Here is a 22,393-nt window from a genome sequence, read left to right on the forward strand (position 1 = left end):
GCCGGATCCCGGTCGCAGTCAAGCCGGCGCGCCGGTCAGGCGGTCGGGTTCTGTGCCTGTTCCTTGGCGTTCTGGACCCGGCTGATGATGTCGTGCACCGGCTTGGTGCCGCTGCCGACCATGATCCCGGTGATGATCGCGTCGACCCAGACCGGGAGACCCTTCCACTCCGGGCCGGCGACCGCGTGCAGGACGTAGAAGCCGCCGGCGCTGGAGGCGACCGTGGCCAGCGCGGTCGCGATGCCCCAGGAGACCACCGTACGGTTGCTCCGGGCCCGTTCGACCTTCGCCTTCGCCTGCGCCACCGCGACCAGGTCGTCGTGCGTCGGGTTGGTCCGGTTCGCCAGTGCCACGATCGACTGTTCGAGGATGGCCTCGGTGCGCCGACCCGGGAACCACCGGGAGAAGGGCTCCAGGACCCGTTCGACCGCTGCGGCGAAGACGAGCAACGTACCGAAGACGGCGGTGGTGTCCGCCGGTTGGATGATGGTTGCCGCGTTGCCGCTGGACCAGACCGCCCAGGCGCCGTAACCGCCGACGCCGATGGTCGCGAACGCCGCGAGTACGGCACCGAATCCGGCCTGCTGCGAGGTGGCCGAGGCGGCCTCGGAAGAGGTCCCGTTCGCGTCACCGCCGCCGGCCGGCTGACCGGGGTCCGTGGTCATCGCGGCGTCGCCACCGGCCGAAGTGGACTCGGCGGCGGACACCTGGGCGGTGCCGACCTGCGCGGAGTCGGCCCGGGCGGCGGCGACCCGGCCGACTGCGGTCACCACAAGCTGTCCGGCGTTCTCCAGAACGGAAGCGCGTCGTACCAGAGCCATTGGCGGATCCTCCGTTTGAGCATGTTTGCGGTAAACCGTGCGGAAGGCTACGCGCTTGAGATGACGTCGCTCACGTGGGGCGCGGTGATCCCAAGGGCCGTGACGTTTCCGGTGGTGGGAGGCTCGGAGTTCCGGCGGACGCGGCAGCATGGCCGAATGACCGCCGATCCCGATGTGCGGTCCATCGTGGACGCGACTTGATGGTCGCCGACCGGGCTGCTGGGCTGCCCGCGCGTAGGGCGCGGGAGGGTGCGCAGGCGGTCGCGGAGTGCGGGCGGGTCGAGCACGGTGGAGTCGAGACGTTTGGGCGCTCGGCCTTTCAGGTATCTGAACCCTGTGGCCGAGTCGGAAGCCGGCGTCCCGACAGGTGTGGAGCCGGTGCACCTGAGGGTCGTGACGCTCAACCTGCTCTCGCCGGACCACGGCGACTGGGGGCGTCGCCGCCCGGTGTTGCAGGCCGGGCTGGCGAGGCTGCGACCTGATCTGGTCGCGTTGCAGGAGACGGTCTGGGGCAATGGTTACGACCAGGCGCTGGATCTGCTCGGCCCGGACTATCACGTCGTTCGCCACTCCGGGCGCTCCCGCGACGGCGTCGGTGCCGCACTCGCGAGCCGGTGGCCTGTCGGTACGGTTCGTGAGGTCGATCTGCACGTGACCGATCGGGTGGACCTGCCGTGGTGCGCGGCAGTGGTGTGTGAGGTCGAGGCGCCACCGCCGATCGGGCCGCTGTTGTTCGTCCACCACAAACCGACGTACCAGGTGGGCTACGCCCTTGAACGCGAACTGCAGGCCGTCGCCTGCGCTGAGTTCGTCGAGGAGCAGCTCGCCGGGCGGAACCTGCACGTGGTGCTGGCCGGGGACTTCGACGACACTCCCGACTCCGCCAGCGTGCGGTTCTGGACGGGCAGGCAGTCGCTGCACCGGAGCAGCGTCGCGTACCGCGACGCGTGGGCGGCGATACACCCGGACGACCCGGGGCACACCTTCACGCCACTGAACCCGCTGGAGCGGGCCGGCGAGATGTCACTGGAGCTGGGACGCCGCATCGACTACGTTCTGGTTCGCTGTGGCGTCCACGGCCCCACGCTCGACATCGTCGACTGCCGGCTGGCCTTCGACGAACCCGTTGACGGGGTGTGGGCCAGCGACCATTTCGGGGTGGTTGCCGATCTGGCGGTACCCGAGCACCCGCCTGGTGCGTGGCTTGCGTGACGAACCAGGAAGCCCGGCGGGCGGCCGCCTCCCTAGAGAAGCGTCGGGTCCGCCGTCGTCGGGCGAGCTGACGGTACGGAGATCGCGTACCCGTCGTCGCGGCGGACGATCAGGTCGAGGTCTTCGAGCAGGGCGAGTTTGCGCAGCGTGGTGCGTACGTCCAGACCGGCTCGGGCGGCGAGCGCGTCCGGGTCGAGGGTGCCCCGGCGGGGGAGCGCCTCCAGGAGCAGCGCGGACTCGTCGTCGAGCAGGTCACGGGGTTGCCGGGGTGCGCGGGCCGGCGGTGCCAGGTCGGCGCCGATCCGGCCGACCTCCTCGAGTACGTGTGGCAGGCCGGTGACGAGCCGGGTGCGCGGATGTTCGCGGAGCAGTTCGTGGGCGCCGACCGACATCGCGGAGGTGACCGGACCGGGGACGACCATCGCCGGGCGGTTGATGGCCAGCGCGCGCCGCAGGGTCTGGGTGGCGCCGCTGCGGGCGGCCGCCTCGACCAGCACCGTGCCGGCGGTGGCCGCCGCGATCAGCCGGTTGCGGATCAGGAACCGGTGCCGCAGCGGCTCGGCCCCGGGCATCCACTCACTGACCAGCAGGCCGGTCTCGACGATCCGGTCGAAGAGCGAGCTGTTGCCGGCCGGGTAGGGGCGGTCGACGCCGCAGGCGAGTACGGCGACGGTCAGCCCGCCCGCGTTGAGCGCGCCCCGGTGGGCGGCGGCGTCGATCCCGTGCGCACCGCCGGAGACCACCGTCCAGTCCCGCTCGGCCAGTCCGTAACCGAGTTCGGTGGCGACGTGTGCGCCGTACGGGCTCGCCGCCCGCGCACCCACCACGGCGACCGCCCGCGACAGTGCCTCGGCGAGCAGGTGCTGTCCGCGTACCCAGATGGCGAGCGGTGGGGCGGTCTCCTGGTCGATCGTCCGTTCCGCACCGGGCAGCGACAGCAGTTCCAGGTCACGTACCTGCTGCGGCCATTCGTCGTCCTCCGGGACCACGATCCGGGCGCCGAGCCGCTCGGTGTGGGCGAGCGCCGCCGCCGCGACGTCACGCGGGTCGCCCGCCGCCCGCCGGGCCGCCACCGCCGTGCGCAACCGCCGGTCCGGTACGTCGCCAGCGAGCAGCCGGTCGAGTGCGCCGACCGGCCCGTACGCGCCCACCAGCCGGTGCACCGACCGGGTGCCCGGTTCGGTGAGCCAGGTCAACGCGATCCGGGCGAGCCGTACCTCGGTCAGGTGATCCGTGGAGGTGGACTCGCCGACGGCGGGCTGGAGCGGTGTGCTCATGACGTCTCCCTGGTGCGTAGCTGGATCGCCTCGGCGACGTCGTCGGCACCGGGCCGCTCCCGCCCGTCGAGGTCGGAGATGGTCCAGGCCATCCGGATGACCCGATCGAATCCACGGGCGGAGAGCGAGCCGCTGTCCAGCCGCCGCCGCAGTTGCACGGTGCTCGCCGCCGGCAGTCGCCACCTGGCCTGCCGCAGATACGGGCCGGGTACGTCGGCGTTGACCTTCCAGCCCAGCTTCGCCCAGCGAGCGGTGGCGGCCGCCCTGGCCGTGGCGACCCGCGCCCCGACCACGGCCGACGACTCGTTCGCCTCCGCGCTGGCCATGAGTTCGGCGGCGCGCAGCGGGGTGAGCGTCACCTGCACGTCGATCCGGTCCAGCAGCGGGCCGGAGATCCGGGACAGGTACCGCCGCCGGGCCAGCGGGGTGCACTCGCAGTGTGTGTCCCCGGCGGGTTTCGCGCAGGGGCACGGGTTGGACGCGAGCACCAACTGCACCCTGGCCGGATATTCGGTGCCGCCCCGGGCCCGGTTCAGCACCACCCGGCCGTGTTCGAGCGGCTGCCGCAGCGCGTCCAGCGCGCCGGAGGCGAACTCGGCGGCCTCGTCGAGAAAGAGGATCCCCCGATGGGCCAGCGAGACGGCGCCCGGTCGGGCCAGTCCGGTGCCGCCGCCGACCAGCGACGGCACCGTCGCGGTGTGGTGCGGGGCCTGGAACGGTGGGCGGCGTACCAGCTCTCCGCCGGGTGGCAGGAGGCCGGCGATGGAGTGCAGCGCGGTCACCTCCAGGGCGGTCTCGTCGTCCAGTTCGGGCAGGATCGACGGGAGTCGTTCGGCGAGCATCGTCTTGCCGGCGCCGGGCGGGCCGAGCAGCGCGAGGTGGTGACCGCCGGCGGCGGCGACCTCCACGGCGCGCCGGCCGAGGCCCTGACCGGCAACCTCGGCGAGGTCCGGTCCCCGCGGCGGTGGGGCGCCGTGGCGTGGCGGTGGGTCGAGCAGCGCGGCCCCGTCCCGGATGTACGCGACCAGCCGGTGCAGGCTCTCCACCGCCCTGACCCGTACCCCGGGTACGACCGCCGCCTCGGCGGCGTTGTCGATCGGTACGACGACCCGGGTGATACCGGCCCGGGCCGCCGCCACGACCATCGGCAGCACGCCCCGGATCGGCCGAACCGTACCGTCGAGTCCCAGTTCGCCGAGGACCACGACGCCGTCCAGCGGTGCGAGTGGCAGGTCGCCGGTGCCGCCGAGCAGCGCTGCCGCGATGGCGAGATCGAATCCCGAGCCGTGCTTGGGCAGTGTGGCGGGGAGCAGGTTGACGGTGATCCGGCGGTTGGGCCAGCGCTGGCCGGTGTTGACCACGGCGGCGCGTACGCGATCGCGGGCTTCGTTGAGCGCGGTGTCCGGCAGACCGGAGAGGACGACGGCGGGCAGGCCCGGGGCGAGGTCGGCCTCGACCTCGACCAGGTGTCCGGTCACCCCGACCAGCCCGACGCAGAGCACCTTGGCGTAGCTCACGACGCGCCGCTCGGGTCGGCGCCGTCCCGTCGGTGGTCCGTGGGCCGGTTCGAGGGTCGGATCGTGGGCAGCTCGGGGAGGCGGCGGTCCGGGTACGGGCCGGGGAGCCGCCGGTCGGGTCTGGGGCTGGTGGTCATGGGTCAGACCCTGGCCGAACCCCCACCTCGCCGGCAGCCCGCCGGACGTTGGCTGTGGACAACCTGGGTCGCTGTGGACAGCCGGACGATCATGCCCTCGTTGTGCTAGGCCCCGCCGGCCCCGCGTCACTGGTGCCCGGCCCCGCTCCACGGTCATCGTTTCGAGAAGACGCCGGGGCCGGGATGAACCTCCGTGGCGCGCGTACCGACTGAAGAGGCGAAGGAGGGCAGATGAGCGATGAGTTGCTGGTGGTCCGCTGTCAGCTCGGCGAGCGCGACGCGTTCGCCGAGCTGGTCCGGACCTGGCACGCAGCGGTCGAGCGGTACGTCGGGCGGATGCTCGCCGGCCCCGACGACGACGTGGTGCAGGAGGTGTGGCTGGCGGTCTTCAAGGGGCTGCCCAGACTCCGTCAACCGGACCGGTTCGCGCCGTGGCTGTTCACCATTGCCCGCCGGGCCGTGATGAACCGGCTACGGGACGTGTACGCACATCCTGAACCGGAGCTGGTCGAAGACGTAGCCGGCGGGGACGAGGCGGAGGGTGTCGTCGACCGGGAGACGCTCGGGGGTGCGTTGGCGGCGCTGCCGGCACGGGAGCGGGAGGTGCTCCTGCTGTTCTACGTCGAGGATCTGCCGCTGGACGCGTGCGCACAGATCTGTGCGGTCCCGGTCGGCACCGTCAAGTCACGCCTCAACCGGGCACGGAAGTTGTTGCGAGACGAACTGTCGAGGAAGGGATACGAGGCATGACGCCGGAAGATCTCCTCAAGCGGCTGGACGCGCCGTTGTCGCTGCGGCGGCGGGTCGGCTACGTGACGCTGGCCCTCGCCGGGCTCGCCGGCAGTGGTCTGGTCGGGTTGCTGTGGGCGACCGAGCCGGGGCTGCCGCCGCGTACGGAGGTGGCGTTCGCGGTGCTGGTGGCGATCGGGCTGTGCTGGGCGGCGTTCGGTGGCTGGGCGGTGACCCGCCGTACGCCGCTGTTCGCCCGGGACCGCGTCGTCGCCGGTTGGCTCGGGCTCGGCGCCTGGCTGCTGTTCACCGTCGGCGCGCTGGTCATCACCACCGCGCGGCACCAGCTCGAGCCGTCGCTGCTCGTCGTCGTGCTGGCGCTGGGCGTGCTGGCGCTGGGCGTACTGGCGGTGGTCAACCTGCGCACCGCCCGCCGGGCGAGGTCGGCCCTCCTGGCCCGCAAGGAGCGGTTGGGCCGCTGATCCCCGCCGCCCACCGACGCGCCGCGCCCGTGGGCGACCGGCACTGAAAAGTGGCCCGGAGCGGGAGCCCGTCGGGAGCCCGTCGGGAGCCCGTCGGGGGCGGGCGGGCAGGCCCGGCGACACGTGGTCGTGTCGCCGGGCCGTCGGGGGCGGCATCCGGAACCGACCGTGCCGGTCAGGACTGGTCGCCCCCGACCGGTGCGTCGAACAGGACGGAGTTCATCTCGACCAGCATGGAACGGCCCTTGATCTCGGAGACGGCTTCGGGCCCGGCGATCCCCTCGATCCACGGGAGCTGCCCGGCCCCACCGTCGGGGCCGAGCGGGATGACGGCGACCGTCGGCCCTCGCCGGTACGACGTGATCTCGCCCTCGCCGGTGATCTCGGCGCGAAGGTTGGCGGCGAGCAGGTCCGCCTGTTGCATGGCCCGTCCGGCCAGGTTCGTGTCGGCGTCGGCGATGTCGCCGAGAGCGAAGATCCGTTCCTGACCGACCACCCGCAACTGGTCGTCGACCCGGAGGTAGCCCTGCTCGTCGCGGGTGTCGGCGAGCGTGCCCCGGAGGTAGTCGGTCTGGAGTCCGGTGCCGAAGCAGCGGTACCAGATGTCGGCGTCCAGCTCCTCACCGCCGATGGTGGTGACCGACACCGGGGCGGTGGTGGCCGGGGTGACGCTGGGCAGATCACGTAGTGGACTGCCCAGCCTCAGCTCGACGCCGAGCTTGTCGAGCTGTCCGCGCAGTTCGTCGCGGAGCGCCTGCTCGTACGGTCCGGGCAGGATGTCGGGTCCGGCGTCGACGACTGTGACCTGCTTCTCCGGGAAGAACGACTTGATCTCACCGGCGAGTTCCAGGCCGGATGGCCCCGCGCCGACGACAAGCACCCGCCGCGCGTCCCGCAGTTCCTGGTGCGCGGCGCGGAACCTGGCCCGGGCGGTGGCGCCGCGCGCCTCGTCGCTCTTGGCGGGGAACGGGTAGGACGAGCCGGTGGCGAGGACCAGGTAGTCCGGCTCCAGGCGCTCGCCTCCGGCGAGCGTGACCTGCCGGCCGTCGACCGCCACGGCGCGGTCGTGCACGAACCGGCCGTGGCGCAGGAGCCGGTCGTACGGGAGGAAGATCCGGTCCACCCATTCGGGCTCGACCAGTGCCCGCCATGACGCCACGTTGTGCAGGAAGGCGTCGGAGGGATCGACGAGGGTCACGTCGGCGATGTCGTCGAGCCCCTTGGCGACCCTGACGCCACCGAATCCGCCACCAATTACCGCCACCTTCGGACGTGGCCGGGTTATCTCCGTCATACTTCGCTCTCACTTCTGTTCTCGATGTCGCATCTGCTCTCGTGGTTACACCTGATTTAGATGCAACGGTCGCAACACTAGCAACTTCGAAAAGACGAGCGCCAACGGATCTGCTAGCTTGGGGATATGACCCGACCCGTCCGCAAGGCAACCGAGGAGTGCGCACGCGCGGACGCCTCGCTGTCGCGGGCCTTCGGTGTGCTCGGCAAGCGGTGGAGCGGTGTGGTCGTCGGCGTCCTGGGGACCGGGCCAGCCGGCTTCCGGGAACTCGCCCGGGCGGTGGAGGGTGTCAGCGACTCGGTGCTTTCCGACCGGTTGTCCGAGCTGACCGAGGTGGGGGTCATCACCCGCACGGTCGACCCCGGCCCGCCGGTCTCGGTCTCCTACGAACTCACCGCCGCCGGACAGGCACTGATTCCGGCCCTGCGGCAGATCGCCCGCTGGGCCGAGGAGCACCTGCCCGCCGGGTCGAACTGACCCCCTGTGCTCCGCTGCCGGCCAAGGCCGTCGACCCCGATCACGTGACCGATCGCGCCAGCTCCGCGCGAGCTAGGCTCGCTGCGTCCAAGGCGTTAGGAAGGGCCCCTTCCTCTACCAGATGAGTTAACAAGGGGCCCCTCCTTACCAGCGGGAGGGCTTGTGAGTACGACCGAGGCGGAGCCCGACTTCACCACCTGCGAGTCCGGCCCGGAGGGGCTGCAGATCCTGGAGCCACGCGAGGTTCCGCTCGGCGGGTTGCGGGCCCTGAACGTACGGCGGACCCTGCCGCAGCGCGCCAGGTCGCTCATCGGCGCCTGGTGCTTCGTCGACCACTACGGCCCGGACCAGGTGGAGAGCACCGGCGGCATGGTGGTCAACGGTCACCCGCACACCGGTCTACAGACCGTGAGCTGGCTCTTCGACGGAGAGATCGAGCACCGGGACACGGTCGGCTCGGTCCGGACCGTCCGCCCCGGCGAGGTGAACCTGATGACCGCCGGTCGCGGCATCGCCCACTCGGAGATCTCGACCCCTGACACCACGGTCCTACGGGGTGCGCAGCTCTGGATCGCGCTGCCGGACGGCGAGCGCCACACCGCGCCCCGCTTCGAGCACTACGCCCCGGAACCGTTCCGGATCGAAGGGGCCCGGGTGAGCGTCTTCATCGGCACCCTGATGGGCGCGACCTCGCCGGTGCGTACGGCAACCCGACTGGTCGGAGCGGAGGTGCGGCTGGAACCGGCGGCCACCGTGACGATCGAGGTGGACCCCACGTTCGAGCACGGCATCCTGGTCGACGACGGCCGGATCACCGTCGCCGGTGCCGGCGTCGGCCAGTCGGAACTGCTCTTCGTCCCGCTCGGGCCGCGTACGCTGACCATCACCGCAGGGCAGGGACCGGCCCGCATCCTGCTGCTCGGCGGAGAACCGCTGGGCGAGCGGATCATCATGTGGTGGAACTTCATCGGGCGTACGCACGAGGAGATCGTCGAGTACCGGGATCGGTGGCAGGCGCAGGCATTCGGTGGCGGTGACGGCGGTGGCTCGCCGTACGGCACACTGCCCGAGGACTGGCAGCACCTCATTCCCGCCCCGCCGCTGCCGAACGGCCGACTGAAACTGCGCTCCTGAACCGGTTGGCCCCGTACCTCACAGTTGGAGACGAGACTGTCATGACGAACCCTTCCGCGACGGACTCGTCCGCCGACCCGATCGTCGAGCTGGACGCGCGGCGCCACCGGTACACCATCACGGTCGCGAGTCAGGTCGCCGGATTCACCCAGTTCTTCGACCACGACCGGCAGCGTGTCTTCTTCCACACGGAGATCGGCAAGGAGTACGGCGGCCACGGGCTCGGCACCCGGCTCGTCGCCGAAGCGCTCGACGACGTACGGGCGGCCGGTCTGCGGGTCGTCCCGATCTGCCCGTTCGTGAAGTCGTACCTGGACCGCCACCCCGAGTACGGCGACCTGGTCGACCCGGTCACCCCCGACCTGCTCGCCCGCGTGAGCGGCGCGTAGCCAGGTAGGCGACAGCCGTTCGCGGCCCCGCCGCGCGGGTCGGTGGTCAGCCCCGTGCCGCCCGCTGGAGCAGTTCCCGGAGCAGGTCGACGACCTCGTCCGGGGTGAACTCCATCGCGTTCTCGGCCACGCTGATCTCGAAGCTGCACCGGGTCGGGTCCGGGGCCGAGCGGATCCGGGCGAAGAGCTGGGTTCCGGTCTCGGCCAGCAGCGCGGCGCCGGCCCGCTCGACCGCCGCCGGGCCGGCCGGCAGGTGCACGTGGAAGAGCGGGGTCTGCGGCGGGTTCGGCCAGGCCAGCGCCGTCCCGTCGGCGTTGATCGCGGTCGCGAGCGCGATCGCGTGGTCGCGGTAGGCCGGCATTCGGGGCAGTAGTTCGTCAAGTCCGGCGAGCGCCGCCAGGGCGAGTGGCCACGCGTCGTGGATCGCGCCGCCGAGGCGGCTCCGCCACACCCGGGCCGTGTCGATGGTCGCGGTGTCGGCGGCGAGGACAGCCCCGCGTACGCCATGAAGCGCCTTGTAGAGCGAGACGTAGACCGTGTCGAAGAGGCCGGCGATCTCGTCGAACGGGCGGCGGTAGTACGTCTGCGCCTCCCAGATCCGGGCGCCGTCCAGGTGTGCCGCCGCCCCGTTCGCGCGTACGGCGGCGACCTGCTCGCGCAGATCGTCCCACTCGGGCAACTGGCCGCCGATGTCGCGCTGCGGCAGTTCCCACACCACGGCGGCGAGCGGCTCGCCGACCTCGGCGAGATCCGCACCGGTCATCAGCCGGTGGCGGTCGCCGGCCGGGTGGAACCGCAGCCCGTGCACCACCTGGTAGCCCCGGGCCTCCCAGACGTCCAGGTGGGTCTGCGGGTGCGCGGCGAAAGCGAGCCGGTTGCGCCGTTCCGCGTGGATCCGGAGCGCCACCTGCTGCGCCATCGTCCCGGTCGGGAAGAAGAGCGCCGATTCCGTGCCCAACAGGGTGGCGAGGCGCCGTTCGAGTTGCGCCACCGGACCGTCCGGGCCGCCCGGGGGAGTGTCGGAGTCGACCCGGTCGAGCAGCGCCCGCAGCACCGCCTGGGGCGTCCGCCGGACCGGCGCGTGTGCGAACAGGGAGCGTCGGATCGGGGGCGGTGCGGCGGACGCGGTCATGAGTCGAAGCATGCTCGGGGTGCCAACGTCTGGCAACGTCCACTATGGCTATCGACCTGGGGTCCGGTGCCCGACCGAGGAGGAGATCGATGTCCGACAGCCTGATCGTACGACCGGCCGGCGTGGACGACGCGGCCGTGATCGCGGCGGCGCTGGCTCAGGCCAGCCTGGACGAGGCGGTGGTCAGTTGGGTGGTGCCGGACGAGCGGGCTCGTCGGGACCGGCTCAGCTCCGACGACGGGACCACGATCGAGTGGATCAGGGGCGCCATCTCCGGCAGCACGGTCCTGGTCGCCGGCACCGAGGAGACGAGCGTCGCCGGGCTGTCGGTATGGGAGTTCGACGACGGCAGCAGTGTTCCGCCGGAGGTCGGCTCGGCGGAGCTGACCGCCTTCTTCACCCAGGCGTACGGCGAGTACGCGCCGCGTATGGCGCTCGTGCACGAGTTGACCCAGCGGCGCCACCCACGCGGGGAGCCGCACTGGTACCTGCAACAGATGGTGGTCGTACCGGAGTGCCGTGGCCGGGGGCTCGGTGGGGCGATGCTCGGTTACCAGTTGGCCCGAGCCGACGCCGACCGGGTCGCGGCCTACCTGGAGGCCAGTTCGCCACGGAACCGGGCACTCTACGAACGGTACGGGTTCCGTCCCCTCGGCGACCCGATCGACCTGCCCGACGACGGGCCGGGCGTCCAGCCGATGTGGCGCCCGGTCACCGGCTGACCTACGTGACCCGCTCCGGATCCCGGGCGGCGTCGGCCTCCCGGGCGGTACGGTCACCGGCGCTGGTCTGACGCGGTATCCGCACTGCTGCCATGCTGTGCGGGCGGCGGCGCCGGGGCGAGAGCAGTCGCATCATCGGTGTCTCGACGAAGTGGAACAGCAGTCCGGCCAGGAGGAGGTTGAGCAGCAGGAACCCGACGGCGGCGGCCGGGCCCTGCCAGCCCGGGAAACCGTTCAGATGGTTCGTGGCCCGCAGCACGCTGGTCACCACGAACACGTGCACCAGGTAGTAGGCGAACGAGACCTCGCCGAGCCAGCGCATCGGCCGGGAGCGCCACGGCGACCAGGTCCCCCGGACGTCCGCGTCCGCCGCCGCCGCGATCACCAGTACGTAGACGGCGGCGAGCAGCGTCGTCCAGAGTTCCGCGCGGATCCACTGGCTGGCCGCCACCCACGTCACCACGAAGATCACACTGGCGATCTTCAGGTTGGGGCCGCGCCACCGGCCGCGCACCATCAGTTCGGCCGCAGCCACGCCCATCCAGAACTCCAGCGAGCGCACCAGCGGGAACACCTGGGTGAACCACCAGCGGTCCGGCTCCGGCACCAGCAGCTGCCCCGGCCACATGGCGAGGATCAGCAGCGGCATCGCGACCACGATCGCGACCAGGGCCCACGGGCGTAGCCGGCGGATGAGCGGCAGCACCAGGGGCAGGCAGAGGTAGAAGAAGAGCTCGCAGGAGAGCGACCAGCTGACCGTGTTGACGCTGTAGAACCATCCCGGTGTCGGGTTCCACGCCTGCACCAGGAAGAGGTTGGTCAGCGCCACCTTGAGGTTGAACGGGTCCGCGAAGTAGATCCCGAGCAGGAGCACCGCCGCCCACAGCACCACGTGGTTGGGGAAGATCTTCGCGATCCGGCGCCGCCAGAACGCCAGCGGTGTGTCGCCCGGACGGGCCGACCAGACCAGCACGAAGCCGCTGAGGATGAAGAAGAACTGCACCCCGGAGAGGCCGAGGGTGAACAGCTTGCCGACCACCGCCTGGTAGTCGGGCTCGGCGATGATCCGCATGGTGCCGACGTGGAAACCGAAAACCAGCATCGCGGCGACCCAGCGCAGGCCGGTCAACGACGGCAGCTTGCTGCGGGACTGGCCAGCGGTGGTGGGCGTGAGGGTGGTCGTCATGACCTCCGGCACTCTAGTCGGTGGTCCGGGGAGCACCACCGCTGCCGTTGGCATTCGGGAATGATCCGCCCGCTTCGGCTGGTCCGGGCGGGATGAGCCGTACATCCCTGATTTCCGTACCGGTAACTGGTTTCCGCCCGGCTGTTCCCCGCTCGGACCTAACGTCCCCAATCATGGTCTTCACTCGATTCGGCGCCGGACGCGCCCGTGCCACCACCCCGGGCCGGGCCGTCGTCGGACTGCTGGCCCTGACCGCGACGGTCGGCACCCTCACCGCCGTCGATGCCACCACACCCGCCGCCGCGGCACCGGGCAGCGTGATCGTCTCGGCGAACTTCGACACCGGCGGCCTGCCCGCCGGCTGGCGGGCCGTCGACGGCAGCTGGACGGTCAAGAACGGCCGGCTGTACGGGGCCGCCGCCAGCGGCTCCAACAAGATCACCTTCGGTCGGCACCTGAACGACTTCCGGTTCGAGGCGACCGTCCGGTTCGAGTCCGTCACCGAGGCGACCCGCTGGACCGCGCTCGGGCTCGACGTACCCGCCGCCGGCACCCCGCCCTGGTGGATCGCCACCCTGCGCAGCGGCAGCACCGCTTCGAACGGGATCGAGTTCGCCCAGCTCACCACCGCCAACAGCTGGAACGTGACGAACACCGCCGCGGCCCCGTCGGCCGCCGGCACCGGTCGCGACGTCAGCATCGCCGCCGAGGTGCACGGCATCAACGCGCGGTGGTTCTTCGCGGGCCGGGAGGTGCTGCGTACCAGCAGCCTGCAGCGTTCGACCGGTGGGACGCAGGCCCTGATCGTCAACGGGGCCACGGTCTCGTTCGACAACGTCAAGGTCACCGAGCTGGCGCCGAGCCCGTACATCCGGCCGGTCGGCGCACCGCTCACCGTCATCGCCCACCGGGGCGCCTCCGCCGTCGCGCCGGAGAACACCCTCGTCGCGCAGGACATCGCGCGGAGCAACGGCGCCGACTGGATCGAGAACGACGTTCAGCCGAGCAAGGACGGCGTGCCGTTCGTGCTGCACGACAGCACGGTCGACCGGACCACCAACGGCACCGGTGCGATCCGTAACCTCACCTCGACCCAGCTCAAGCAGCTCGACGCGGGTTCGTGGTTCGGCCCCGCGTTCGTCGGCGTACGCATCCCGACGCTCGCCGAGCAACTGGCCGACCTGCGTACCCGGGGCGGCAGGCTGCTCCTGGAGATCAAGGGCGCGCACACCAAGGCCGAGGTTGGCAGGATCATCGACATCGTCCGGGCGGAGCAGATGACCGGCCGGGTCTTCATCCAGAGCTTCGAGACGAACGCGCTCAAGTACAGCTACGAACTGGCTCCGGAGATCCCGCTCGGTCTGCTGCGCAGCACCCTCGACGCCGACCCGGTCGCGGTCGCCCGGCAGTACCACCTGACCGCGTACAACCCGGCGGTGGCCGCGCTGACCGCCCGACCGGCGGTCATCGCCAGCCTGCACACCGCCGGGGTGGCGCTGATGGTCTGGACGGTCGACTCCGCGAGCCAGTGGCAGCAGCTCAAGACGCTCGGGGTTGACGGCGTCATCACCAACCGCTCCCCGGAACTCGTCGACTGGAACGCCGCGAACCTCGGCTGACCGACGGAAAGGGACCGGGCCGGCCGGTGCGGGAACCCGGCCGGCCCGCGCGGCAGCGGCGGCCTAGAACGCGGCCCTGAGGTGCTCGACCCGGGCGGCGCCGCGCGCTGGCGCGAACACCGAGACCACGTCGAAGCGCACCTCGTCCGGGTGGGCAGGGTGCTGGTCCAGCCACTGCGCCGCCAGCCGCCGCAACCGGCGCGCCTTGGCCGGCACCACCGCCTCGGCCGGTGGACCGAAGGCGACGCCGCGTCTGGTCTTCACCTCGCAGAAGACGAGCACCGCCCCGTCCCAGGCGACGATGTCGATCTCCCCCGAGGGGCCGCGCCAGTTCCGGTCCACCACCCGCAGCCCGGCCGCCAGCAGGTGCCGTACGGCACACCGCTCGCCGTACGCGCCGACCGCCTTCCGTTCTCTCGTCATGCGATCGAGGGTGGCCGGACGGGTGCGCGGGGGCCGCCCGTGACGGCGGGGGTGTGGACGACGGGGCCGCCTGTGGACAGTCGGACGATCAAGCCGGGGTCGTGTTATGGCGAGCCGGACCGCTCCGAGTGTCGCCGTTACGCCGGGGGAGGCGCGTAGGCGTACCGGGCGGGGTTCCATTCCAGCCAGCTGCCGTGCCCGTCGGTGCGGCCCAGCACCTCGACGTCGGCCCGACCACCGCGCCACGAGACGACGGTGAGCAGCGCGGCGCCGATCACGCCCGGCGGCGCGGCAGCGGTCGGCCGGCCGTCCAGGAAGAGTTCGGCGCCGGCCGCCGACGCCTCGCTGAGCACCACGGTCAGGTCGCGCGTGGCGCCGACCTCGGCGAGCACCGCGGTCAGCCGGCGACGGTCGGCCCGGTCGAGGTACGTCAGCGCCATCGAGGCGAAGACCACCGGCACCGCCCCCGGGTCGACCTCGGCGAGCAGCGCCGGCAACGTACGCACCATGTCACCGGCGACCAGGCGGGGCCGGACCCGGGCCACCTCGGCGAGCGCCGCCTCCAACCGGGTCAACCGCTCGGTCTGCTCCGGCCAGATGCAGGCCCGCAACCAGTCGGTCGCGGCCGGGTCGGCGGCGTCGATCGGGGAGAGGTCGATGCCGACCCGGTCGGCCACGGTCAGCTCGGCGGCGGCCGGCGCGGGCCAGCCCGGACCCCGCAACCGCACCGTCATGGTCAGCTCCTCCGCCGCCCCGGCCGGTCCGTACGTCTCGGTCCGGCCGTCCGGCCCGACGTACCGGCAGGCGTACCGGTCGGCGATCAGCAGCAGCCCGGCGCTGGTGCCGAGTTCGACCAGGTGCAGCGGGCGCCCCTGCGCGTACCCGGCGGCCCGGCCGAAACCGGTCCGGAGTCCGGCGGCCCGCCGGGCCTCGTTGGTCTGGGTGGTACGGGTCGCGCAGAGTTCGGTCAGTTCGGCGCGGTAGCCGGTGGCCAGGTCGGTCAGCGCGGTGCCCAGACCGTCGTCCAGATCGCGGCTGCCGCCGAGCGTCGGCAGGTACGCGCCGAGCGGGTGCCCGGCGGCGGTGGTGCGGAGCAGGTACTGCACGGCGGCGAAGTAGAGGATCGCGCGGCGCTGGCCGGGTGCGGCGGCGAGCAGCGGCCCGGAGAGGTCCGGTCGTTCGGCGAGAAGCTCGGAGAGGTACTCGTACCGGGGTGAGACGCCACGGAACTCCTGCCGTGCGAACTGGCGGAACATCTCCGCGAGCGCGTACCTCTCGGTGACCGTCATATCGGAGATGGTCCGCCGACCGTTGGCGCGGCGCAGCGACCTCCGTCACGCACCTCTGTCCGCATCCGCTCGGAACGGTCGAATCGGATCTTCGCCAGACGGGTGAAATGCGGCTTCGCGGGCGCGAACGCGGAAGCCAGCGACAAGCCGGGCATCAAGGTCAACTGATTGGCGCTGCCCGGGCGGGTCGCATACGGTGCCCGTTCGTGGACGGACAACGCAACTTCCCCGAGGACCAGGAGCAGCCACGCTGGTACGCCGGCGAGCGCGGATATCCCGAGCCGGACTGGCGGGCGACGGACCGGCCCCACCAGCCGGACGGCTACCCCGACGCCGGGTCGCGGGCCGAGCCGCCCGGGGGAACCAGGCATGCCGCCACCGCCGATCCGACCACCGACCGGTATGCGGTCGAGCCGGACCGCTTCCCCACCGACGCGGACCGCTTCGCGGCCGGGTCCGGTCGCTTCACCGGCGAGCAGGACCGGTTCCGCGGCGAGTCAGACCGTTTCCGTACGGAACCCGACCGGTTCCGCAACGAGCCGGACCGGTACGCCGGCACCGAGCGCTACACCGAGCCGTTGGACCTGCGCCGCGACCCGCTCGACGCGATCCGGGTCCGGCCGGGCGGCGGCCGTGATCCGGAGGACCGGGGCGGCGATCCGGGCGACGGCGGCCGGTCCGGATCAGACGGCGTACGGACCGACGCCACCGGGCGGTTGGCGCAGGCCCCGGACGAAGGCGAGCGGAGCGCCGACGCGGCCCGGACGATGGCCGGCGGTGAGCGTTCGCCGCTGGGCGGCTACCCGATCGTGGGCGCGGGCCGCACCGGCGAGGAGGAGGCGGCTCCGGTCGAGGTGGTGGCCGGGCCGCTGCAGATGCCGACCGGTCCGATCACCATGCTCGGCGCTCCGGCCGGACGTCCCGCACCCGCCGCCGAGCTGCCCTTCGGTGCGGAACCACCCGGCGGCGGCCTGTACGGCGAGCCGGCCGAGGGCCCGCGTCGCGGCGGCACCGGTCCGGCCGGTGACGGGGTGTACCGGACCCGTCGGCCGGCGGTCGCCCTGCTCTTCGCCGTGCTGGTGGTGGTCCTGGAGGTCCCGGCACTCCGGATGCTGCTGGACGGCGCGATCGGCGGGCCGGTCTCGCCCAACGGGGTGGTCTCCGGGACATTCCTCGCGTTCGGGCTGCCGACCTTCGCGGCCGGGCTCTACGCGCTGCTCACCGGGGGAGCGGCCATCGGCGACCCGGGCCGGGTCTGGCTCCGCCCGCCCACCGCGTACCTCACCATCGGGCTGGTGCTCTTCGTCGCGGCGGCGCTCGGCGCCGGCTGAGCGGCGACTGGCGCAGCGGCGTCGGCGCGGATCACCGGGGCGGGGGCGTCGGGTGATCGGCGCCGTGCCGTCCGGTGACGTACCGATCGTCCCGTACGTGAACCCTCGTCCCCGCTGGCGAGCCGGCCGGCTGCCGGGGTTGTGCGGGGGCGGGGGGCGCGGGGCGTACACTTGGCAACTGGCGACCGCCCGTGCGGTCGACCTCGCGCGCCCTTTCCACGGTTGCCCGTGGAACGGCGGCCCCCTGGTCCCGATCTTGATTGGGCCCACCATGGCCGGCGATCAGGCGCCAGGACGCCAGGCCGCCAGGCCCGGCGGAACAACCAGGGATATCGAAGGAGCACCCCACCATGGCCGTAGTGACCATGCGCCAGCTGCTGGAGAGCGGTGTCCACTTCGGGCACCAGACCCGCCGCTGGAACCCGAAGATGAAGCGCTTCATTTTCACCGAGCGCAACGGCATCTACATCATCGACCTGCGTCAGACGCTCGAGTACATCGAGACGGCTTACGAGTTCGTCCGCCGTACCGTCGCCGAGGGCGGCAGCATCCTCTTCGTCGGCACCAAGAAGCAGGCCCAGGAGGCCATCGCCGAGCAGGCGACCCGGGTCGGCCAGCCGTACGTCAACCACCGCTGGCTCGGTGGCATGCTGACCAACTTCCAGACGGTCTACAAGCGGCTGCAGCGGATGAAGGAGCTGGAGGCGCTCGGCGACCTCTCCGGCACCGCGGCGGGCTACACCAAGAAGGAGACCCTGCAGCTCTCCCGCGAGAAGATCAAGCTCACCCGCACGCTGGGTGGTCTGCGGGACATGCAGAAGGTGCCGGCGGCGATCTGGGTCGTCGACACCAAGAAGGAGCACATCGCCGTCGACGAGGCCCGCAAGCTGGGCATCCCGGTGATCGCCGTGCTCGACACCAACTGCGACCCGGACGAGGTCGACTTCCCGATCCCGGGTAACGACGACGCGATCCGTTCCGCCGAGCTGCTGACCAGGGTCATCGCGGCCGCGGTCGGCGACGGCCTGATCGCCCGCTCGGGCAAGTCGCGCGGCACCGACGAGAAGCCGGAGCCGGGTGTGGTGGCCGCTGACGAGCCGCTCGCCGAGTGGGAGCGCGAGCTGATCGAGGACACCGAGAAGAAGGCTGACTCGGAGAAGGCCGCGGAGCCCGCGGCTGCTGCCGCGGAGTGATCCAGTCGCCGGGTCGGCCGGCCGCGCAGCGCGGCCGGCGGACCCGAGCGCAAACGGGGACTCCACGTGCCCGGATCCGGGTAACCCCGTAGCAGACCATCCATCGAAGTCCCAATCATCGAAGAGAGAGTCATGTCAGAATTCACCGCTGCGGATGTCAAGCGGCTCCGCGACCTCACCGGCGCCGGCATGATGGACTCCAAGAAGGCGCTCACCGAGGCTGAGGGCGACTTCGACAAGGCCATCGAGCTGCTGCGTATCAAGGGCGCCAAGGACGTCGGCAAGCGGGCCGGCCGTACCGCCGCGAACGGCCTGGTCGCGCACCACGGCAACGCGCTGCTCGAGCTCAACTGCGAGACCGACTTCGTCGCCAAGACCGAGGACTTCATCGCCCTGGCCCAGCAGCTCGTCGAGCACGGCGCGAAGTCCGGCGTGACCGACGCCGAGGCGCTGCTCGCCTCGACGCTCGACGGCCGTACCGTTGCCGACCTGATCCAGGAGCAGTCGGCGAAGATCGGCGAGAAGCTGGTGCTCAACCGCTTCACCGTGCTCGAGGGCACCATCGCCGTCTACATGCACCGCAAGGCGCAGGACCTGCCGCCGGCCGTGGGCGTGATGGTGGAGTACACCGGCAAGTCGGACGAGGCGGCCGACGCGGACGCGCGTGCCGCGGCGATGCAGATCGCCGCGATGCGGCCGAAGTTCGTCACCCGCGACGAGGTGCCGGCCGAGCAGGTCGAGTCCGAGCGGCGTATCGCCGAGCAGACCGCCCGCGAGGAAGGCAAGCCGGAGGCGGCCCTGCCGAAGATCATCGAGGGTCGGGTGAACGGCTTCTTCAAGGACTACGTCCTGCTGGAGCAGTCCTCGGTGACGGACAACAAGAAGACGGTCAAGCAGGTGCTCGCCGAGGCGGGCATCACCGTGACCCGCTTCGTCCGCTTCGAGGTCGGCCAGGCCTGAGCGGATCCCCGTACCCGGTCCGGCACTGTCCGGGCCGGGTGGTGCGGGGACTGAAGGACAACCACGAGGAGGCCGCCGGTGTACATGAAGGGCACCGCGGCCTCCTCGTCACATAGGGTCGGCAGCGGCAGGTGCGGCGGGGCAGCGGGCGGGATGTCCGCGGAAGAGAGGCGGGTCGGATGACGCAGGTGGTTGGTGAGCGGAGCCTCGCGGAAGATGATCCGACGGCGCCGCCGCCCGGCCGGTCCCGGCGGGTGGTGCTCAAACTCTCCGGTGAGGTCTTCGGTGGCGGGGCGATCGGGGTCGACCCCGACGTGGTCCAGGCCATCGCCCGGCAGATCGCGACCGTCGTACGCCGTGGCGTGCAGGTATCGGTGGTGGTCGGCGGCGGTAACTTCTTCCGTGGCGCGGAGTTGCAGAAGCGGGGCATGGACCGGGCCCGGGCCGACTACATGGGCATGCTCGGCACCGTGATGAACTGCCTCGCGTTGCAGGACTTCCTGGAGAAGGAGGGCATCGAGACGCGGGTGCAGAGCGCGATCACGATGGCCCAGGTGGCTGAGCCGTACATTCCGTTGCGGGCCATCCGGCACCTGGAGAAGGGCCGTGTGGTGATCTTCGGCGCGGGCGCCGGGATGCCGTACTTCTCCACCGACACCGTCGCCGCCCAGCGGGCGCTGGAGATTCGTGCCGACGTGGTGTTGATGAGCAAGAACGGCGTGGACGGGGTCTACACCGCGGATCCGCGTACCGACCCGACCGCGAGCAAGCTTGACAAGATCACCTTCTCGGAGGTGCTGCGGCGCGGGCTGCGGGTCGCCGACGCCGCCGCGTTCAGCCTCTGCGAGGAGAACGGCCTGCCGATGCTGGTCTTCGGGGCCGAGGGCGACGACACCATCATCCGCGCCGTTGGCGGCGACCGGATCGGGACCTTGATCACGGCGTAGCCGTGACGGACCGGCGGGGCACGGCGTAGCCGTGACGGACCGGCGGGGCACGGCGTGAGCCGGGCATGAACAGACGACCTACGACTGAGTAGAGGGAGGCGAGGGAGCAGGTGATCGACGACACTCTCCTCGAGGCCGAGGAAAAAATGGAACGTGCTGTCGAGCACGCCAAGGAGGAGTTCGGTGCGATCCGCACCGGGCGAGCCACCCCGGCCATGTTCTCCAAGATCATCATCGACTACTACGGCTCGCCCACGCCGCTGACCCAGATGGCCTCGGTCGGCGTACCGGAGCCCCGGATGGCGATCATCAAGCCGTACGACGCTTCGCAGCTCCAGGCGATGGAGAAGGCGATCCGGGACTCGGACCTCGGTGTCAACCCGAACAACGAGGGCAACCAGCTCCGCATCCTGCTGCCGCAGATGACCGAGGAACGGCGGCGGGAAATGATCAAGGTCGCTCGTGGCAAGGGCGAGGAAGCCAAGGTGGCGATCCGCAACATCCGCCGCCGGGGCAAGGAAGAGCTCGACCGGATCGTCAAGGACGGCGAGGCGGGCGAGGACGAGGGACGTCGCGCCGAGAAGGAGCTGGACGACCTCACCCACAAGTACTCCACGCACGTCGACGAACTGGTCAAACACAAGGAAGCCGAGCTGCTCGAGGTCTGATGTCCTACCTCGACCCCAACGGCGGCGAGTCCCAGGGCTGGCAGCGTCAGGACGGACCAGCGGGTCCGTACTGGCCGGATGCTCACGAGGAGCCTCGACCCCGGGCGCGGCACACCGGTGCCGCGCCCGAGGCCTTTGCCGATACGCCGGGTTATGCACCCGTGTCCGGATACCGGCACGGTGACGGGGCGGCCCGTCGGGACGGCTACCCGGGCGGACCCGCCCCGTACGCCGGACCGGAGAGCTCCGACGCCCACCCGTACCGGCCCGACGCCCACCCGTACCAGCCGGACGAGCGGGAGTTCGGCTATCCCGGCGGTGACCGCCCGGACGGCACGCCCGACGGGCTGACCGACCCGGTGGGCTGGGCCCCGATCCGGGGCATGGACCAGCCGGACCTGATGGTCGCCGACACCGCGAACCAGTGGCGCCCCGGTCCGGCCGACTCCGCCCGCACCCGGCCCGACCACGTCGAGGTCGGTCATTCGGGCTCGGGCGGGGTATCCGAAGGCATGGACGTACCGGACCCGGAGGAGGTCGAGCCGGACGGGCCTCGTCCCCGGACCGGACGACGTCGCGCCGGCCGTGGCCGCCCCGCCACCCTGCCGGCGACCAGCCGGGCCGGGCGCAACCTGCCGGCCGCGATCGGGGTCGGGCTCGCACTCGGCGCCGCGGTCGTGGTTCCGCTCTTCCTGTACCCGCCGGTCTTCATGCTGGTGGTGGCGGCCGCGGTGGGGGTCGGCATCTGGGAGATGACCCAGGCGGTACGCCGCAGCGGCGCCCGGCCGCCGTTGGTGCCGCTGGTGTTCGGCGGGGTGCTGATGGTCGGGCTGGCCGGCTGGGCCGGGCTGGACGCGCTGAGCCTCGGACTGCTGGTCACGGTGCTGGCGACCATGGTCTGGCGGCTCGGGGACGGGCCGGCGGGCTACCAGCGGGACATGACCGCGGCCACCCTGATCGCGGTGTACGTTCCGTTCCTCGGCGGCTTTGCCGCACTGCTCGCCGCCGAGCCCTCGGACGGGCATCTCCGGGTGGTGGTGACGATCGTCGCGGTGGTGCTCTCCGACACCGGTGGGTACGCCGCCGGTGTCCTCTTCGGCAAGCATCCGATGGCCCCCTCGGTGAGCCCGAAGAAGTCCTGGGAGGGCTTTGCCGGCTCGGTGCTGGCGGCAGCCGGTGGCAGTGCGCTGCTGCTCGCGCTCCTGCTCGACGTGGACCCGCTCTGGGGGGCGCTGTTCGGGGTGGCGGTCTCCGGCGCCTCGGTCCTCGGGGACCTCGGGGAATCGATGATCAAACGCGACCTGGGTGTGAAGGACATGAGCAATCTGCTGCCGGGACATGGCGGCCTGATGGACCGGTTGGATTCGGTGTTGTTCGCCGTACCGGTCGCTTATCTCCTGCTGACGATCCTGGTGCCGGTCGGCTGAGATGTCCCGACGTCGTCAAGCTCACCG

Annotated in this window: 23 protein-coding genes; 14 read left to right on the forward strand and 9 right to left on the reverse strand. The window is 71.6% G+C overall.

All coding sequences use genetic code 11. From position 1 onward, the window contains the following. Positions 1–35: 35 nt before the first annotated feature. A complete protein-coding gene (locus BDK92_RS25470; RefSeq protein ID WP_147457114.1) occupies positions 36–821 on the reverse strand; it encodes a hypothetical protein in 786 nt (261 codons plus the stop codon). 378 nt (positions 822–1,199) lie between these two features. Between BDK92_RS25470 and BDK92_RS25480 the strand changes: the two genes are divergently transcribed. Continuing rightward, a complete protein-coding gene (locus BDK92_RS25480) occupies positions 1,200–2,033 on the forward strand; it encodes an endonuclease/exonuclease/phosphatase family protein (RefSeq protein WP_170208682.1) in 834 nt (277 codons plus the stop codon). A gap of 32 nt (positions 2,034–2,065) precedes the next feature. On the opposite strand, the gene dprA is transcribed toward BDK92_RS25480, so the two are convergent. From dprA to BDK92_RS39160, 3 genes are read right to left on the reverse strand one after another with little or no spacing between them, the layout of a single operon-like run. Next, positions 2,066–3,310, reverse strand: a complete 1,245-nt coding sequence (dprA, locus tag BDK92_RS25485) for a DNA-processing protein DprA (RefSeq protein WP_121158977.1) — start codon at positions 3,308–3,310, stop codon at positions 2,066–2,068. Continuing rightward, positions 3,307–4,827, reverse strand: a complete 1,521-nt coding sequence (locus BDK92_RS25490) for a YifB family Mg chelatase-like AAA ATPase (RefSeq protein WP_121158978.1) — start codon at positions 4,825–4,827, stop codon at positions 3,307–3,309. The genes dprA and BDK92_RS25490 overlap by 4 nt, the downstream gene beginning before the upstream one ends. Further along, positions 4,824–4,964, reverse strand: a complete 141-nt coding sequence (locus BDK92_RS39160) for a hypothetical protein (protein ID WP_170208683.1) — start codon at positions 4,962–4,964, stop codon at positions 4,824–4,826. The genes BDK92_RS25490 and BDK92_RS39160 overlap by 4 nt, the downstream gene beginning before the upstream one ends. Before the next feature lie 231 nt (positions 4,965–5,195). Between BDK92_RS39160 and BDK92_RS25495 the strand changes: the two genes are divergently transcribed. Both BDK92_RS25495 and BDK92_RS25500 read left to right on the forward strand, forming a co-directional pair. Next, the gene (locus BDK92_RS25495) at positions 5,196–5,714 is read left to right on the forward strand and encodes an RNA polymerase sigma factor (protein ID WP_121158979.1); all 519 of its coding nucleotides are present in this window, start codon (positions 5,196–5,198) and stop codon (positions 5,712–5,714) included. After that, positions 5,711–6,175, forward strand: coding sequence for a hypothetical protein (locus BDK92_RS25500; RefSeq protein WP_121158980.1), 465 nt, complete (start codon positions 5,711–5,713; stop codon positions 6,173–6,175). The genes BDK92_RS25495 and BDK92_RS25500 overlap by 4 nt, the downstream gene beginning before the upstream one ends. 175 nt (positions 6,176–6,350) lie before the next feature. Here the strand turns inward: BDK92_RS25500 and BDK92_RS25505 are convergent, their stop codons facing one another. Beyond that, on the reverse strand, positions 6,351–7,469 hold the full coding sequence (locus tag BDK92_RS25505; RefSeq protein WP_121158981.1) for an NAD(P)/FAD-dependent oxidoreductase: 1,119 nt from the start codon (positions 7,467–7,469) through the stop codon (positions 6,351–6,353). 126 nt (positions 7,470–7,595) lie between these two features. Here BDK92_RS25505 and BDK92_RS25510 point away from each other — a divergent pair, with 126 nt between their 5' ends. The 3 genes from BDK92_RS25510 (at position 7,596) to BDK92_RS25520 (ending at position 9,469) form a co-directional block, all read left to right on the forward strand. Then, on the forward strand, positions 7,596–7,946 hold the full coding sequence (locus tag BDK92_RS25510) for a winged helix-turn-helix transcriptional regulator (RefSeq protein WP_121158982.1): 351 nt from the start codon (positions 7,596–7,598) through the stop codon (positions 7,944–7,946). 162 nt (positions 7,947–8,108) lie between these two features. Then, positions 8,109–9,080, forward strand: coding sequence for a pirin family protein (locus tag BDK92_RS25515; protein WP_121158983.1), 972 nt, complete (start codon positions 8,109–8,111; stop codon positions 9,078–9,080). Positions 9,081–9,121: 41 nt separating this feature from the next. Next, positions 9,122–9,469: a GNAT family N-acetyltransferase gene (locus tag BDK92_RS25520; RefSeq protein WP_121158984.1), complete on the forward strand. Its 348-nt coding sequence runs from the start codon at positions 9,122–9,124 to the stop codon at positions 9,467–9,469. Positions 9,470–9,515: 46 nt separating this feature from the next. Here BDK92_RS25520 and BDK92_RS25525 read toward each other — a convergent pair whose 3' ends face one another. Then, positions 9,516–10,601: a threonine aldolase family protein gene (locus BDK92_RS25525; RefSeq protein WP_121158985.1), complete on the reverse strand. Its 1,086-nt coding sequence runs from the start codon at positions 10,599–10,601 to the stop codon at positions 9,516–9,518. Positions 10,602–10,690: 89 nt separating this feature from the next. Between BDK92_RS25525 and BDK92_RS39750 the strand changes: the two genes are divergently transcribed. Then, positions 10,691–11,323, forward strand: coding sequence for a GNAT family N-acetyltransferase (locus tag BDK92_RS39750; RefSeq protein ID WP_211349369.1), 633 nt, complete (start codon positions 10,691–10,693; stop codon positions 11,321–11,323). A 1-nt stretch (position 11,324) separates the two neighbouring features. Here the strand turns inward: BDK92_RS39750 and BDK92_RS25535 are convergent, their stop codons facing one another. After that, positions 11,325–12,509: an acyltransferase family protein gene (locus tag BDK92_RS25535; protein WP_121162569.1), complete on the reverse strand. Its 1,185-nt coding sequence runs from the start codon at positions 12,507–12,509 to the stop codon at positions 11,325–11,327. A 173-nt stretch (positions 12,510–12,682) separates the two neighbouring features. On the opposite strand from BDK92_RS25535, the gene BDK92_RS25540 reads away from it, so the two are divergent. Then, on the forward strand, positions 12,683–14,128 hold the full coding sequence (locus BDK92_RS25540) for a glycerophosphodiester phosphodiesterase (protein ID WP_121158986.1): 1,446 nt from the start codon (positions 12,683–12,685) through the stop codon (positions 14,126–14,128). A gap of 63 nt (positions 14,129–14,191) precedes the next feature. Here BDK92_RS25540 and BDK92_RS25545 read toward each other — a convergent pair whose 3' ends face one another. Together BDK92_RS25545 and BDK92_RS25550 are read right to left on the reverse strand one after the other, a co-directional pair. Next, entirely contained in the window at positions 14,192–14,551 is a 360-nt protein-coding gene (locus BDK92_RS25545; RefSeq protein WP_121158987.1) for a YraN family protein, read from the reverse strand. A 137-nt stretch (positions 14,552–14,688) separates the two neighbouring features. Beyond that, positions 14,689–15,840, reverse strand: coding sequence for a DUF2332 domain-containing protein (locus BDK92_RS25550; protein ID WP_121158988.1), 1,152 nt, complete (start codon positions 15,838–15,840; stop codon positions 14,689–14,691). A gap of 206 nt (positions 15,841–16,046) precedes the next feature. On the opposite strand from BDK92_RS25550, the gene BDK92_RS25555 reads away from it, so the two are divergent. The 6 genes from BDK92_RS25555 (at position 16,047) to BDK92_RS25580 (ending at position 22,366) form a co-directional block, all read left to right on the forward strand. After that, on the forward strand, positions 16,047–17,171 hold the full coding sequence (locus BDK92_RS25555) for a hypothetical protein (protein WP_121158989.1): 1,125 nt from the start codon (positions 16,047–16,049) through the stop codon (positions 17,169–17,171). A gap of 350 nt (positions 17,172–17,521) precedes the next feature. Next, on the forward strand, positions 17,522–18,364 hold the full coding sequence (rpsB, locus tag BDK92_RS25560; RefSeq protein WP_121158990.1) for a 30S ribosomal protein S2: 843 nt from the start codon (positions 17,522–17,524) through the stop codon (positions 18,362–18,364). 132 nt (positions 18,365–18,496) lie between these two features. Then, on the forward strand, positions 18,497–19,324 hold the full coding sequence (tsf, locus tag BDK92_RS25565) for a translation elongation factor Ts (RefSeq protein WP_121158991.1): 828 nt from the start codon (positions 18,497–18,499) through the stop codon (positions 19,322–19,324). A 179-nt stretch (positions 19,325–19,503) separates the two neighbouring features. After that, positions 19,504–20,271 (forward strand): UMP kinase, encoded by a 768-nt coding sequence (gene pyrH / locus BDK92_RS25570; RefSeq protein ID WP_121158992.1) that lies wholly within the window; start codon positions 19,504–19,506, stop codon positions 20,269–20,271. Between the two features lie 110 nt (positions 20,272–20,381). Further along, the gene (gene frr / locus BDK92_RS25575; protein WP_121158993.1) at positions 20,382–20,939 is read left to right on the forward strand and encodes a ribosome recycling factor; all 558 of its coding nucleotides are present in this window, start codon (positions 20,382–20,384) and stop codon (positions 20,937–20,939) included. Further along, complete coding sequence (locus BDK92_RS25580; RefSeq protein ID WP_121158994.1) at positions 20,939–22,366, forward strand: phosphatidate cytidylyltransferase; 1,428 nt, start codon at positions 20,939–20,941, stop codon at positions 22,364–22,366. Before frr ends, BDK92_RS25580 begins: the two co-directional genes overlap by 1 nt. Positions 22,367–22,393: the final 27 nt, after the last annotated feature.

This window comes from Micromonospora pisi, assembly GCF_003633685.1.
GTDB classification, from domain to species: Bacteria; Actinomycetota; Actinomycetes; order Mycobacteriales; family Micromonosporaceae; genus Micromonospora_G; species Micromonospora_G pisi.

What these genes read in the sequence shown, in the direction of transcription:
- BDK92_RS25535 (WP_121162569.1), bottom strand. Translation starts at nt 12,509, where the DNA reads ATGACGACCACCCTCACGCCCACCACCGCTGGCCAGTCCCGCAGCAAG.
- BDK92_RS25580 (WP_121158994.1), top strand. Translation starts at nt 20,939, where the DNA reads ATGTCCTACCTCGACCCCAACGGCGGCGAGTCCCAGGGCTGGCAGCGT.
- BDK92_RS25540 (WP_121158986.1), top strand. Translation starts at nt 12,683, where the DNA reads ATGGTCTTCACTCGATTCGGCGCCGGACGCGCCCGTGCCACCACCCCG.
- BDK92_RS25495 (WP_121158979.1), top strand. Translation starts at nt 5,196, where the DNA reads ATGAGCGATGAGTTGCTGGTGGTCCGCTGTCAGCTCGGCGAGCGCGAC.
- BDK92_RS25500 (WP_121158980.1), top strand. Translation starts at nt 5,711, where the DNA reads ATGACGCCGGAAGATCTCCTCAAGCGGCTGGACGCGCCGTTGTCGCTG.
- BDK92_RS25505 (WP_121158981.1), bottom strand. Translation starts at nt 7,469, where the DNA reads ATGACGGAGATAACCCGGCCACGTCCGAAGGTGGCGGTAATTGGTGGC.
- dprA (WP_121158977.1), bottom strand. Translation starts at nt 3,310, where the DNA reads ATGAGCACACCGCTCCAGCCCGCCGTCGGCGAGTCCACCTCCACGGAT.
- BDK92_RS25525 (WP_121158985.1), bottom strand. Translation starts at nt 10,601, where the DNA reads ATGACCGCGTCCGCCGCACCGCCCCCGATCCGACGCTCCCTGTTCGCA.
- BDK92_RS25520 (WP_121158984.1), top strand. Translation starts at nt 9,122, where the DNA reads ATGACGAACCCTTCCGCGACGGACTCGTCCGCCGACCCGATCGTCGAG.
- BDK92_RS25470 (WP_147457114.1), bottom strand. Translation starts at nt 821, where the DNA reads ATGGCTCTGGTACGACGCGCTTCCGTTCTGGAGAACGCCGGACAGCTT.
- BDK92_RS39750 (WP_211349369.1), top strand. Translation starts at nt 10,691, where the DNA reads ATGTCCGACAGCCTGATCGTACGACCGGCCGGCGTGGACGACGCGGCC.
- BDK92_RS25545 (WP_121158987.1), bottom strand. Translation starts at nt 14,551, where the DNA reads ATGACGAGAGAACGGAAGGCGGTCGGCGCGTACGGCGAGCGGTGTGCC.
- pyrH (WP_121158992.1), top strand. Translation starts at nt 19,504, where the DNA reads ATGACGCAGGTGGTTGGTGAGCGGAGCCTCGCGGAAGATGATCCGACG.
- BDK92_RS39160 (WP_170208683.1), bottom strand. Translation starts at nt 4,964, where the DNA reads ATGACCACCAGCCCCAGACCCGACCGGCGGCTCCCCGGCCCGTACCCG.
- tsf (WP_121158991.1), top strand. Translation starts at nt 18,497, where the DNA reads ATGTCAGAATTCACCGCTGCGGATGTCAAGCGGCTCCGCGACCTCACC.
- BDK92_RS25510 (WP_121158982.1), top strand. Translation starts at nt 7,596, where the DNA reads ATGACCCGACCCGTCCGCAAGGCAACCGAGGAGTGCGCACGCGCGGAC.
- rpsB (WP_121158990.1), top strand. Translation starts at nt 17,522, where the DNA reads ATGGCCGTAGTGACCATGCGCCAGCTGCTGGAGAGCGGTGTCCACTTC.
- BDK92_RS25550 (WP_121158988.1), bottom strand. Translation starts at nt 15,840, where the DNA reads ATGACGGTCACCGAGAGGTACGCGCTCGCGGAGATGTTCCGCCAGTTC.